We start from the raw sequence: 13,388 nt of genomic DNA, 5'->3' as shown, positions 1-13,388 counted from the left end.
TTTAGCTAAGAACTAAATATATAAAGGTAAGATATCCTAAAAATAGAAGTCCTCCTTTATATCTACTAAACACAAATTTCTTTGGTACAAATACTAACGGTAAAATAATTGCCGTAAATCCTAACATCCAAAAAATATCATTCGTCAATATTTGAGGTTCTGTAACTGGAATTTCTTTAATAATTGCTGTTAATCCTAAAACAGAAGCAATATTAAAAATATTAGATCCAATTAAATTACCTAAAGAAATTGCTTTCTCCCCTTTTAAGGCTGCAATGACTGATGCCGATAATTCGGGAACACTGGTTCCAATAGCAATCATAGTTATCGAAATAACTCCTTCACTAACACCTACTTTTTCTGCCAATTCTGTTGCGCCTTCTACTAACCATTTAGACCCAAAATACAAAGCTAAACCTCCTAATAATAACCAAAGGCTAATTTTTGCATAACCAACCTCAGCAAGTGCATCATCAACTTCATCATTTGCAGCTGTATTTTTAGCTGTTTTTATTAAATAAACTAAAAAAAGAATTAAAACAGAAACAAGTATGAAGCCTTCATTTTGAGATAAAAGAGAATCGTTTTTCAAAAAACTATAAATAAGCAATGAAAAAAACATCATTGCTGGCCAGTTTAGTTTATAAAAATCTTTACTCACAACAATTGGTCCAATTAAAGCGGTTATACCCAAAACTAATCCAATATTGGCAATATTAGAGCCAATAACATTATTTATTGCAATTGCAGGCAAACCATCTAAAGCAGCTTGTAAACTCACCAATAACTCGGGTGCTGACGTTGCAAAAGAAACAACCGTCATACCTATTACCATTTTAGAAATACTTAATTTAAAGGATAAACCTACAGAAGCTTTTACTAAGAAATCACCTCCAAAAACCAATAATACCAATCCTAAAAGTATATAAACAACACTCATTAATTTGTTTTTTGCGAAGATACATTTTTATCAGTTTACCAATTACTAAAAAGATGAAAAGGCTAAAAACACCTTAAAAAAAGATGAAATTCCCTTTGCTTTTTTAAAAGCATAAAAAAAACGCCTTTACTTTATTACACTTTAAAACTGATTATTCATTTTTGACTTATCATTACAAATTAAATCATAAGCACATGCATTTCATATTAAAACTAAAACAATCTTATTACCTATAATTATAAATTCAAATTAATTAATTGATTATAAAAAATTTGGAACTACTATTTGATTGGTTATATATTGTTAAGACATATAAAAAATTGCTATAAAAATTACCTAAAACAAACTAACTATGATCTCAATTATCTTAAACTTAATCGCAAAACTATTAGAAATAATTTCTCTAATTCTATTCTAAAATAGAATATACCTATTATTTTGCTACGAAATTTTCCTTATTTTTGATTCAGAATCAAACTTTAATGAAAAAACAACTTTATAAAACTATTGCCAAACTTAATAAAGCAATTTTACCTTCTTTTACAAAAAAAAGATTGGACGTAACTAAAGCTTCCAAATTTCAATTAGCTATTATTGGTTGGAGAGCTTTTATCACTAAAAAGTCGTTAGATTAAAAACCAAATATTATGAGCAAGTACATTAAAGTATTTACGAACAGTAACATTATTGTTAACAGGTTAAAAGATCTTTTAGAAGATACTAAAATAGTAAGCATTGTAAAAGACAAAGTGCATTCTGCTGTTTTAGGTGGTTTTGGTAGCTTACCAGACAGTGTTGAATTATATATTTTAAATGAAGATTTAGAAAAAGCAACACCAATAATAGAAAATTATAGGAAAGAAATTACTGAATAATATTTCTGTATTTAGAAATTACAAGTATATTTGCAGCCGCAAAAGGCCATGTGGCGCAACTGAATAGCGCACTTGATTACGGCTCAAGAGGTTGCAGGTTTGAATCCTGCCATGGTCACAACAAAAAAGCGCATCTTACTAGATGCGCTTTTTCTTTTGTGTAAACTTTCCTAAAAATAGAAAAGACCTTGAATAAAATTCAAGGCCCTTTCATCTAACCAAACTTAGTATAAAAACTAACTACTACTATCTTTATATTTTTTTATTAATCCGTATAACAATCCACCTACAAAAAGTATTTCTACTCCTCCACTAATCGGTATTCCTGGCGGCGGCGGCGGCGGCACAGGCGGTGGTACTATTTGACCACTTAATAGTGTTGAGGATAGCAGAAATAAAAATGTTAAGATTATGTTTATCTTATTATTTTTAAACATTTTTTGTTTCTTTCTATTTATATGACCCTAATTATTTCTTAAAGTCACTACAAATTAAAAAAAAACTTAAAAAAGGTTGGGAAGGTTTTCGACGAACTACACTTTATTCAAGATATCGCCTTAAAATTACACGATGTTCGGGAATACTCTTATCGTAGTTTTCTACTAACAACTCTAGTATTTCTGGTGATTTAACGCCAATATCGTTTTTAGAAGAATATTTTGAAACATATAATGTATAAGTATCATTATTTTTTTCAAAAATTAAAAAATGAGTCGAATTTAATTCAGTAAAACTTATTTCATTATTAGAAAACGAATCAGATTCGTCTTTTTTGAAGTCGGAAAACTCGTAATATTTAAATACGTTCTCCATTTAAACGAGTTCTGCAGATAAACCAAGCTGTAATAACTTAGAGCATCTTGGCTCTAAATCTTTATACTCACCAGATTTAACCGTGCATTTACCTTTATAATGAACTAATATGGTACATTGCTCTGCTTGCTCTAAAGTATGCTCGCAAACATCCATTAAAGAATCAATAACAAAATCAAAAGTATTTACTTCATCATTGTGTAAAACAATTTCGTGTTGAAAGACTTCTTTTTCTAAAACATCAACTTCTTCTTGTATTTTTTCTTTTGTACTCATCTTGCTAATGTAAAAATATTTTTTTACTTCTTATTAAATTTTAACGCTACCCAGTTATTTCTTTCAATAACGGTTTCTAATTCCAAATCGTATTTAGAAACTTCTTCATCTATAAGTGGAATATCTTCTTGATAGAACCCACTTAATAATAAAACGCCTTTATCATTTAAACAGTTGGTATATATTTTCATATCCATCAATAAGATATTCCTATTGATGTTTGCTATGATTAGATCGTATTTCTTATTGATTAATAACGATGAGTCTCCTTCGTACACCAAAATATATTTACACTTATTTCGAGCAACATTTTCTATCGAGTTCTCATAGCACCAAGTATCTATATCTATGGCATCGATAGGATTTGCACCTCTCATTTCTGCAAAAATTGCCAGAATACCCGTTCCGCAACCCATATCTAATACCTTCTTATCAGTTACATCTATTTGCAATAAATGTTGTACCATCATGTGTGTAGTTTCATGATGTCCCGTACCAAAACTCATTTTTGGTTCAATAACAATATCGTATTTCAGATTAGGATTTTCATGAAATGGTGCGCGAATACTCACTAAATCGTCAACCTGAATTGGAGAAAAATTCTTTTCCCATTCTTCATTCCAATTAGTCTGCGCTACCTCATTATGATTATATTCTATGGTAAAATCTTCTGAATTTAAAATAAATAAATCGTTTAAAATAGTTGAGTTCCAATCATTTTTCTGAATGAAAGCAGTTACTCCATTATCGTTTTCAACAAAACTTTCAAAACCAACAGCTCCTAATTCTGCAATTAGAATTTCAGTAGCTGGTTCTTTAGGTGTCACTGTAAAATTATATTCTATATAAATATTATCCATAAAAAAATGCATCAAGATTTTTAAAATCTTGATGCAAATTTATTAGTTTTCTAAGGAATTAATACAATTTAACTTCCTTTATATTGCTTTTATAATTGCGGTAAAATCTTCTGCTTTTAATGCTGCACCACCAATTAAACCTCCATCTACATCTGGCTTAGAAAAAATCTCTTCTGCATTAGCTGGTTTTACACTTCCACCATATAAGATAGATACATTATCGGCAACATCTTTATTGTATTGCTTTTCTATAATACTTCTTATAAAAGCGTGCATTTCTTGTGCTTGTTCTGGACTTGCAGTTTCTCCAGTACCAATAGCCCAAACTGGTTCGTACGCTAAAACAATATGTTTCCAAGCAGATGCTTCTAAATGAAATAATCCATTTTTTAATTGACTTTCTACAACAGCAAAATGATTTTCAGACTTTCTATCTTCTAATAATTCACCGAAACAAAAAATAGTTTCTAACTTGTTTTCTAAAACTGCATTTACTTTTTCTGCAAGTAAAGCATCTGTTTCACCAAAGTATGTTCTTCTTTCAGAATGTCCTAAAATAACTGTTTTTACACCGATAGATTTTAACATCTCAGCAGAAATTTCTCCAGTAAAAGCACCATTTTTAGCTTGATGCATATTTTGTGCTACAACTTCTATTTTAGATTTTTTTGCTCTTTTTATAGCAGCAGAAAGATTAACAAAAGTAGGAGCTACAATAACTCTAGTATTTTTAAGTGATAATTTCTTGGTTGATTTTCTTAGTTGTTTGATCAACTTTTTAGTGGCATCTTTATCATTATTCATTTTCCAGTTACCAGCTACTATTTTTTGTCTCATTATAAAGTACTTTAGTTGTTTTTTATATCAATATTTAAAGCACAAAAATAAGTTATTTTTTTAAGGCTTCCACTATATTTGAGTCGCTAGCTTTGGTTGCTTTAAATAAATCTACGAAACCGTTTTCATTGATTACAAGATATCTAGGGATCCATCTTAATCCTAAAAAATCTACTAAATCACCTTTTTTCATTCCTTTAGGTAAATTATAATGCTCACCAGATATTCGAAATCTTTTAATTCCGTTTTTCCAAGCTTTATTGTTTTTATCAACCGATAAAAATAAAAACACAGCTTCTGGAAATTCTTGCTGTAATTCTTTAGTTCTTGGTAACGATTTTATACAATCACCACACCAAGAAGCCCAAACATCAATCAATATTTTTTTCCCTTTATATTTATGAAGCACTTCTATAAAGGTTACCGTTTCATCTTGCAATGTAACCACGGTATCTTGTAAAGCAATGTCAGAAAATTGAGTAGGCGTTTCGCAGCTTGCAAAAACAACAAGCAGTAGTAAAAGTATTTTTTTCATTTTTTATTCTAAACGAATTCTAGGATCTAACCAACTATAGATAACATCAACTAGAATATTAATTAATATAAACAATGTTGCTATTACCAAAACACTTCCCATGATTACAGGTAAATCTAGCGTATTTAATGCGTTTACAATTTCTTTACCCAAACCGTTCCAGTTAAAAATATATTCAACAAAAACTGCCCCTGCTAACATCGATGCAAACCAACCAGAAATTGCTGTAACTACTGGATTCAAGGCATTTTTTAACGCATGTCTTTTTACAACATTATACATACTTAGTCCTTTTGCCTTTGCGGTTCTTACATAATCTTGCGTTAAAATTTCGAGCAAAGAATTACGAGTTAATTGTATAACAACTGCTAAGGGCCTAATACCTAAAACAACTGCTGGAAGCAATAAGTTTTTCCATTGAATATAACTTCCTTCTCCAAAATTATCGACTACATACAAACTCCCTGTCATTTCTAAATGGGTATATTCATGCAAAACAAATCCAAAGAACCAAGCGAATAAAATAGCCGAGAAAAAGGACGGAACACTCATTCCAAACGTGCTAATTACAGCAATAACGCTATCGAAGACCGTATCTTTTTTTAAGGCTGAGATAATGCCGAAAAAGATTCCTAATACAATCGCAATTAGTATTGAAAACAATGCTAAAACTGCTGTATTGGGTAATGTTTCTGAAATTACTTCAGATACTTTTTTTCCACTTTTCTGAAACGATTGTCGCAAATACGGGTATTTAATAACCGTGGTTCTATTGCCTATTGAAAATAGTTTAGTGTAGGTATATTTATTTTCTGATAAATAAGTGTAATTATCACTTGTATTAGAATGAAATGAAATTGGTGAAACATCATTTAAATAATACAAGTATTGTGTAAAAACTGGCTGATCGAAACCATATTTTTTTCTAATGATTTCTAATTGCGCTGCATCTTCTCGTTGATCTAACATCATACGTGCTGGATCTCCTGGTAAAATATTAAATAGAAAGAAAATTACCGTTATCACACCAAACAGCGTTAAAAATCCGTAGAAAATTTTGTTAAGAAAATACTGAATCATTTAAAACAAAGATAACCGAAAGTCTTAAAAATACTTACCTTTGCATAACTTTTAATTCTTGACATGACAACACAGCAATTGGTTACCGAAATTAGAAAGAAAAAATCTTTTCTAAGCATTGGTTTAGATGTTGATTTAGATAAAATTCCACCGCATTTATTAGCCTTAGAAGACCCAATATTTGAATTTAACAAAGCAATTATTGATGCTACGCATCATTTATGTGTTGCTTACAAACCTAACACGGCTTTTTATGAAGCCTATGGAATTAAAGGATGGAAAGCCTTAGAAAAAACCATTAGGTATTTAAATGAAAAGCATCCAGAGATTTTTACAATTGCAGATGCAAAGCGTGGAGATATTGGAAATACCTCTACCATGTATGCAAAAGCTTTTTTTGAAGATTTAGCATTCGATTCTGTTACCGTTGCACCTTATATGGGTAAAGATTCTGTTGAACCTTTTCTAGCTTTTGAAAATAAACACACTATTTTATTAGCACTAACATCAAATCAAGGTGCTTACGATTTTCAAACAAAACAACTTGACAATACAGAATTGTACAAACAGGTTTTAGAGACTTCTAAAAGTTGGAAAAACTCAGAAAACCTAATGTATGTTGTTGGCGCTACTAAAGCAGAATATTTAGCAGATATCAGAAAAATTATTCCAGATTCTTTTTTATTAGTTCCTGGTGTGGGCGCACAAGGAGGAAGTTTACAAGATGTTTGTAAATATGGAATGACCGATACTGTTGGATTATTGATTAATTCTTCTAGAGGAATTATTTATGCTTCAAAAGATACTGATTTTGCAGATGCAGCTGCAAAGAAAGCTGAAGAATTGCAAAAACAAATGAGCGCTCTTTTATAAAAAAAAGACCAGAAGAAAATATCTTCTGATCTTTTAAATGTTAATTCAAAAAAGCAATTTAATTTGTATACCCGGGGTTTTGTACCATTTTAGAATTGGTATCCATTTCTAAATCTGGAATCGGAAGCACTAAACTATCGCTATCAAAAGAAATTCCAGCAACTGTACGTTGCGTTCTCTTATAATCATGTAAAAAGAAGCCTTCAAAAGCTAATTCTAGTTCTCTTTCATTAAGTATTAACGCCAAAGTGACTGCTCCCAAAGGAGATGCTGATGATCTTGCTCTTAATGTGTTTATTTCTACTAAAGGTGCTAAACCTAATGAACTTCCTTCTCTAAAGTTAGCTTCTGCTCTTATGAGGTGCATTTCTGCAATTCTAAACATAGAAATATTAGCAAATTGGTTTGTATATTTTGACGTCAAATCTTCGCCATTATCTGGACTCACATAGTTAAAATTATCTCTAATATCATTAGCTACATCATCAAAAAGAGCTAAATAACCTGGCTGAATAGTAATATCTCCTTGTCTTCCTCCGTTAGCTTGCGAAGCATAAAAATTAATTAATTGCTGCGCGCCAGTCTGACTGGTAACTTGAAAAGCAAAAATATCTTCAGAACTATCAACATTATTATTAAATGCACCTGCAAAAGTAGGAGTTAAACTATGACCACTACTTTGTAAAACATCATGTGCTGCATCTCTTGCATTCGCATAAGCTCCTTGTTGTAAATATACTCTTGATAAAAGTGCTTTTGCAGCATATTTATCGACAAAATAACTGTTTGAAGCAGGCAATTTATTATAGGCTTCATTTAAATCATTAATAATTTGCGTATACACCTCTTCTACCGTATTTCTTGCGATAGACAAATCTTCTGCATACTCTATAATCCCTTTTAATTGCAAAGGAACTCCTAACTGACTATTTGCTCCTCCTGCTGTATATTGCTTACCAAACAAACGAACTAAATCAAAATAAGACAAGGCTCTTAAAAATTTAGCCTCCCCTTCTACTTGATTCGCTTTCCCACTAGTTACTAAACTAATATTATCAATCACTAAATTTGATTGATTAATAATTTCGTAAGAATTATACCAAAGATCTCTAACAAATACATTATTTGTTAAAATGCTTTTGTTGTTTAATTGTCTAGGATCTATAAATGATCCTCCCCAACCCACTTGTCCAGAATTACCTAATAAATCTGCTATGATTTGAGTTTGACCTCCAAATGTAGGTCCTTGTCCTGCTTCATCATAAGCTCCAATTAGAATATTAATGATATTATCTTCTGAAGATAAAGCTGTTTCTGTTGAAATACTCTGAGCTGGCTCAATATTTAAGTCATTTTCACAACTAATTCCTATAGCTGTTAAAACAATTAGTAAAATATATTTTAATGTTTTCATTTCTTTTAAATTTTATAGTTAAAATGTGATATTTACACCTACAGAATAAGTCTTTGCGGCTGGTGCAGAATAAAATATCTGTCCAACTCCACCTGCATCACTTCTTGTTTCTGGATCATAACCATCATAATCTGTAATTGTCAATAAATTAAATCCACTTAAATATAATCTGATGTTTTGTATACCTGATTTCTGTGTTAAACTTTTAGGAATATTATATCCTAAAGTGACATTTCTAAGCCTAATAAAATCGGACTCTTGCAAAAATCTTGTTGAATGACCTGCACCATTTGTATATCCTAATCTAGCTTGAGGCACATCTGTGATATCTCCAGGTTTTTGCCATCTATTTAATTGATCTACTGTCTGATTATCAAACCAAGAAGCACTTGTAGATTGAAAACGACCTGCTCCATTATAAATACTTGCACCCCATTCTCCTTGTAAAGTGAAATTTAAATCAAATTTCTTATACGTTAATGTATTAGTTAACCCTCCTACTAATGTAGGGAAAGGGTTACCTGTAACAATTCTACTTGCCAAATTCGGGTCATTTGTGGTAGATTTATCTAACACACCATTAGTATCTGTATTTTTATAATACAAAGCATCTCCATTAGTAGAATCAACTCCTGCATATTCTATTAAATAAAATGCATTAATTACTTCTCCTTCTCTTAAAATATTTTGCCCTGCTATAATGTCATTTTTATTAGGTAGAGATTTTATTTTATTATTATTCTGTCCTAAATTTAAATTAGTTGACCAACTAAAATTTTCTGTTTGAATATTCTTAGTCTGTAAGGTAAATTCTAAACCTTTGTTTGTTATTTCTCCAATATTTTTATTTATTCCTCCTGGCAATCCCAAAACATCTGGTACACCAGAACTTCCTGGTAATGGCACATTTAGTAATAAATCATCTGTATTTTTTTCATAATATGCAACTTCCCCAGATATTCTTCCATCTAAAAAACCAAACTCTAATGCAACATCAGTTTGTTCTGAAGACTCCCAACTTAATTCTTTATTAGAAGGTTGTGTTGGCGCTAAACCTGGCTTTTGATTATATGATACTCCTTGAAAAAGTCCTCTTGATGGAAAGTTTCCAATTTCTGCATTTCCAACTCTACCCCAACTTGCTCTTAATTTTAAAAATGACACAATATCATTATTAGCTAAAAAATCTTCATTAGAAACAATCCAACCAGCAGAAACCGCGGGGAAAGTTCCAAATCTACTATCCTTACCAAACCTAGAAGAACCATCTCTTCTTATACTTGCTTTTAAGAAATATCGATCTTTTAACGAAAAAGTTGCTCTTAAGAAATATCCAACAAAAGAATAGGCTGTTAAACTACCTTGACCTACAGTAATTTCTGCCGCACTATTAATTGTTTGAAAATCATCTGTTGGGAATTGAGTTCCAGTAACACTACTAAAACGCCTTCTACTTTTTGTTAATTCCATTCCTCCTACAACACTTAAATCATTATCAACACCAAATTCTTTATTAAAAGTAAAATAGTTACTATAGATAAAGTTCTCTGTTAAAACATCAGAAGCAAAAGCTTGTCCATTTGTTGATTGGAATGGTGCTAATCTACCAGTAAAACTATTTTCAGTTTGATCATATAAATCATATGCTAAATCAGAATTAAAAGATAATTCTGGTAGAATTTCTAGTTTTCCAAATACTTTACCTGTCACTCTTCTAATTTTTGTATTAAAAAATGAGTGTTTATCTTGTAATAGGAAATTTGCATACACAGTTCCTGCAAATGGCTCTCCATCTACAAATGCCGGAGATATTGGCGATTGTGCAATTGCTTGTAATGGTGTAACAAATGCATTATCATTAGCAATTCTATCAATATTTGTTATTGAGAATGACATATTCATTCCTGTAGATAACCTTTTAGAAAGTTGATGTTTAATGTTTAAACGAGCATTTACTCTATTTAATTCATTACCTCTTACTATACCTTTAGTATCATTGTATGCTCCAGAGAAAAAATAAGTAGTTTTTGCATTACCTCCAGATAATGAAAAATCATAGTCTCTAGTATGTCCTTTAACCAACGCTAGACTTTCCCAATCTGTGTCGTAGGTTCTTTCTTTCCATGTTCCATTAGAATACCTATCAAACCTGCCTTCAACAAAACCTGGTCCAGGCCAACCACCAAAAGCCAAGCCATTTGCAGCTGCTTCTGTAAACAATTCTATATATTGATCTGCATTTAACCAATCTCTACTACCTGCTGGAGAACTAAAACCATTAGATAAATTAACATTAAGTTTTGCTTTTCCAGATTTACCCTGTTTAGTTGTAATTATTACAACACCATTTGCACCTCTTGCTCCATAAATTGCTGCAGATGATGCATCTTTTAAAATATCTATAGATTCAATTTCATTTGGACTTAAAGTTAATAATGGATTTGTTGGTGCACCATTATTAGATTCATCGTCACTAATTAAAGGAATACCATCTAGCACAAATAAAGGATTTGTACCTGCAGAAATACTTGATTGACCTCTAATTCTAAAATTAAGCCCTCCTTCTACTTTACCATTAGTTTGATTCACTTGTACACCTGCAGCTTTACCAGAAATTGTGTTAAAAACATTGGGTGTAGGAATGCCATCAATATCTTTAGAACTTAATTTAACTACATTATCGGTTAATTTTCTTTTGCTTTGTGTACCATATCCTACAACAACAATTTCGTCTAGAACTGTATTATTTTCAGTCATTGAAACATTAATACTACTTGATAACCCTACAGTTCTTTCTACGGTATTAAAACTTAGATATCTAAAAACAAGGATATCGCCATTTTTTGCGTTGATCTGATATTTTCCATCAAAATCTGTTTCTGTTCCTTGATTAGTACCTTTAATTAGTACACTAACACCAGGTAAAGGTTCTGACTTATCTGTTACGGTTCCAGATATAGTCTTTTCTTGCGCTAATACTGATGCATTTATAAACAAAATCATCAGTAATAGAAAAAATTTTACTTTCATAAATTACTTTTTTAATTAAACATTTGAATTAAGTTGTGTAATTGAATAAAAGCTGGCATTATAAAAAACGCCTTATGAATGAAGTCAAAGTTTAATGGAATATAAAGTGAATTAAAATAATAACCAGCTTAATTGATTCAAATACAATTCAAATCAACCGCTTTAATTAGTTTATAGGGTTAAATCCCATAATAACTACCTTTTCCGATAAATATTTACTTAATTTTTACGCTCTAGAAAGCCTTAGATTGTCAAGGTTTTTTAAGTAGTTACTTGGAGTCGTGTTTTTCTCAGCTTTAAAAGCTTTATTAAAAGTTACTTTGTTATTAAATCCTACATCGTAGGCAACATCAATAATATTTAGATTATTATTATAATCATTTTTTAATATTTCAATGGCTTCATTAACTCTATACTTATTAATTAAATTAAAATAATTAACATGAAAATGCTCATTAATAACTTGCGAGATATTATGTCTTGTAGTTCCCAATTTCTCTGCTAATAATTCTAAGTTTAAATTACTTTGCCTAAAAACCTTTTCTTCTTCCAACAATCTTATTAATTCTTCTTTTAATTCATTAGAAAAAGTTGTTGTTAATCCTGATTTTTTATACTTAGTAATCGTAAAATTATTAAAAAGATATTTTTTGCTAAATACTTTTGGCTGAACATACGCGGTATACCCAACATATAAAATAATGAAAGACATGGCAAAAATCTGAGGATAAATTAACGTATTAGAGGTAACAATCTTCATTAAAGCAGCACCATAAATAATGTAAAATAGCACATATAAGAAGTTAAGACTCATCATATTTCTTTGCCAGTTCAATATATTCTGATGAGGTTTTTGTTCTTTACTTTTTACTTTTCTATATACTTTAAATATTAAAAAAGCATAACCAATTAATGAAATACATTTTAAAATAACTACAGAAATTAAAGTAGTATGTAACACTTCATCTCTATTATAAAGTAAGTGTAATTTTTCGCTACCTGGCAATAAGTAGATTGGTAAGAAATATAAAAACAATAGCAAAGAAGGTATTAAATGCAAACCATCTATCAGTCTAAATTTGTGCTTTCTAGATATTCTTATAAAGTAAAAATATAATAGTGGCCCATATAAAAAAGAAAAAGAAGTAGATATATATAGTGTGTGGGGGAAATTAAAACTATAATTTGATAAGAACAAACATAGATGAATAATAAAAATAGAGTGAAATAATACAAAAACACTAATTAATAGGTTTCCAATTACATCTCCTTTCTTTCTAAGATTTATGAGCACTGACAAAAACAATCCTATTAAACCTGTTGAGAAGAAAAACAAAATCCAACCATTAATTCCTGGCTTATATTTTTTTTCTAAGTTGATATACCCTTCTGAAGATTTTATATTTTTTAAATTACTTTCTTCTAAGATTGAAACATCATAATATTGCTTTATATATTTTTCTAAATAAAATAATGATTCAGTTTTATTATTTAAAAGCGCATAAGAGATTGAAATGTTTTTTAATTCGTTTTCGGTATAGTTTTTAGAACTATTCTCTTTTTGCCATTTTATAATGGAAGCTGCTTTTTTTAAATTAGGATTATCAATAAATAAACTATCTGTAGCTATTGGATTACGTTCTTCAAAATTGAAGGCATAAAAATTCTTACTGTTAAAAAAACAGCATATTAATAAAAATAGTAAGGAAACTTTAATTGACTTCATAAGCTTGGTTAAACTTAAATTCCAATTACTAATTTACGTTATTTTTTGTTAAAATAGCGTTAACTAGGTATCTCCCGATAATAGTTTACTCTTATTTAAGTGAATTTTAACTTAATTATGTTAATTATT

At 30.0% G+C, this 13,388-nt stretch carries 14 protein-coding genes and 1 tRNA gene; 4 read left to right on the top strand and 11 right to left on the bottom strand.

Translation table 11 applies throughout. From position 1 onward, the window contains the following. Position 1: 1 nt before the first annotated feature. On the bottom strand, positions 2 to 940 hold the full coding sequence (locus OD91_RS12145) for a calcium/sodium antiporter (protein WP_144896653.1): 939 nt from the start codon (positions 938 to 940) through the stop codon (positions 2 to 4). A gap of 482 nt (positions 941 to 1,422) precedes the next feature. Here OD91_RS12145 and OD91_RS12140 point away from each other — a divergent pair, with 482 nt between their 5' ends. From OD91_RS12140 to OD91_RS12130, 3 genes are all read left to right on the top strand, one after another. Next, positions 1,423 to 1,575 (top strand): SsrA-binding protein, encoded by a 153-nt coding sequence (locus tag OD91_RS12140; protein WP_144896652.1) that lies wholly within the window; start codon positions 1,423 to 1,425, stop codon positions 1,573 to 1,575. Positions 1,576 to 1,587: 12 nt separating this feature from the next. Beyond that, positions 1,588 to 1,815 carry a DUF2007 domain-containing protein gene (locus OD91_RS12135; RefSeq protein ID WP_255513251.1) on the top strand — a complete coding sequence of 76 codons (228 nt, stop codon included), beginning with the start codon at positions 1,588 to 1,590 and terminating at the stop codon, positions 1,813 to 1,815. Positions 1,816 to 1,859: 44 nt separating this feature from the next. Then, a tRNA-Arg gene (locus OD91_RS12130) sits at positions 1,860 to 1,933 on the top strand. A 118-nt stretch (positions 1,934 to 2,051) separates the two neighbouring features. Here OD91_RS12130 and OD91_RS12125 read toward each other — a convergent pair. From OD91_RS12125 to OD91_RS12095, 7 genes are all read right to left on the bottom strand, one after another. Continuing rightward, on the bottom strand, positions 2,052 to 2,252 hold the full coding sequence (locus tag OD91_RS12125; RefSeq protein ID WP_144896650.1) for a hypothetical protein: 201 nt from the start codon (positions 2,250 to 2,252) through the stop codon (positions 2,052 to 2,054). Positions 2,253 to 2,355: 103 nt separating this feature from the next. Further along, positions 2,356 to 2,628, bottom strand: a complete 273-nt coding sequence (locus tag OD91_RS12120; RefSeq protein ID WP_144896649.1) for a hypothetical protein — start codon at positions 2,626 to 2,628, stop codon at positions 2,356 to 2,358. Then, positions 2,629 to 2,904, bottom strand: coding sequence for an ATP-dependent Clp protease adaptor ClpS (locus OD91_RS12115; RefSeq protein WP_144896648.1), 276 nt, complete (start codon positions 2,902 to 2,904; stop codon positions 2,629 to 2,631). It lies immediately after the preceding gene. A gap of 23 nt (positions 2,905 to 2,927) precedes the next feature. Further along, positions 2,928 to 3,764: a 50S ribosomal protein L11 methyltransferase gene (gene prmA / locus OD91_RS12110; protein WP_144896647.1), complete on the bottom strand. Its 837-nt coding sequence runs from the start codon at positions 3,762 to 3,764 to the stop codon at positions 2,928 to 2,930. A gap of 78 nt (positions 3,765 to 3,842) precedes the next feature. Continuing rightward, on the bottom strand, positions 3,843 to 4,601 hold the full coding sequence (gene tpiA, locus OD91_RS12105; protein WP_144896646.1) for a triose-phosphate isomerase: 759 nt from the start codon (positions 4,599 to 4,601) through the stop codon (positions 3,843 to 3,845). Between the two features lie 52 nt (positions 4,602 to 4,653). Beyond that, positions 4,654 to 5,136 (bottom strand): TlpA disulfide reductase family protein, encoded by a 483-nt coding sequence (locus tag OD91_RS12100; RefSeq protein ID WP_144896645.1) that lies wholly within the window; start codon positions 5,134 to 5,136, stop codon positions 4,654 to 4,656. A 3-nt stretch (positions 5,137 to 5,139) separates the two neighbouring features. Continuing rightward, a complete protein-coding gene (locus tag OD91_RS12095) occupies positions 5,140 to 6,216 on the bottom strand; it encodes an ABC transporter permease (protein ID WP_144896644.1) in 1,077 nt (358 codons plus the stop codon). Between the two features lie 63 nt (positions 6,217 to 6,279). On the opposite strand from OD91_RS12095, the gene pyrF reads away from it, so the two are divergent. Beyond that, positions 6,280 to 7,089 (top strand): orotidine-5'-phosphate decarboxylase, encoded by an 810-nt coding sequence (gene pyrF, locus OD91_RS12090; protein ID WP_144896643.1) that lies wholly within the window; start codon positions 6,280 to 6,282, stop codon positions 7,087 to 7,089. Positions 7,090 to 7,147: 58 nt separating this feature from the next. On the opposite strand, the gene OD91_RS12085 is transcribed toward pyrF, so the two are convergent. From OD91_RS12085 to OD91_RS12075, 3 genes are all read right to left on the bottom strand, one after another. Next, on the bottom strand, positions 7,148 to 8,503 hold the full coding sequence (locus OD91_RS12085; RefSeq protein WP_144896642.1) for a RagB/SusD family nutrient uptake outer membrane protein: 1,356 nt from the start codon (positions 8,501 to 8,503) through the stop codon (positions 7,148 to 7,150). An 18-nt stretch (positions 8,504 to 8,521) separates the two neighbouring features. Then, on the bottom strand, positions 8,522 to 11,533 hold the full coding sequence (locus OD91_RS12080; RefSeq protein ID WP_144896641.1) for a TonB-dependent receptor: 3,012 nt from the start codon (positions 11,531 to 11,533) through the stop codon (positions 8,522 to 8,524). Between the two features lie 226 nt (positions 11,534 to 11,759). Beyond that, positions 11,760 to 13,259 (bottom strand): AraC family transcriptional regulator, encoded by a 1,500-nt coding sequence (locus OD91_RS12075; protein WP_144896640.1) that lies wholly within the window; start codon positions 13,257 to 13,259, stop codon positions 11,760 to 11,762. Between the last annotated feature and the right edge of the window lie 129 nt (positions 13,260 to 13,388).

It is taken from the genome of Lutibacter sp. Hel_I_33_5, assembly GCF_007827455.1.
Classification (GTDB): domain Bacteria; phylum Bacteroidota; class Bacteroidia; order Flavobacteriales; family Flavobacteriaceae; genus Polaribacter.
The sequence above is the reverse complement of the archived record's forward strand: the minus strand, read 5'-3'. Positions and strand labels throughout refer to the sequence as shown.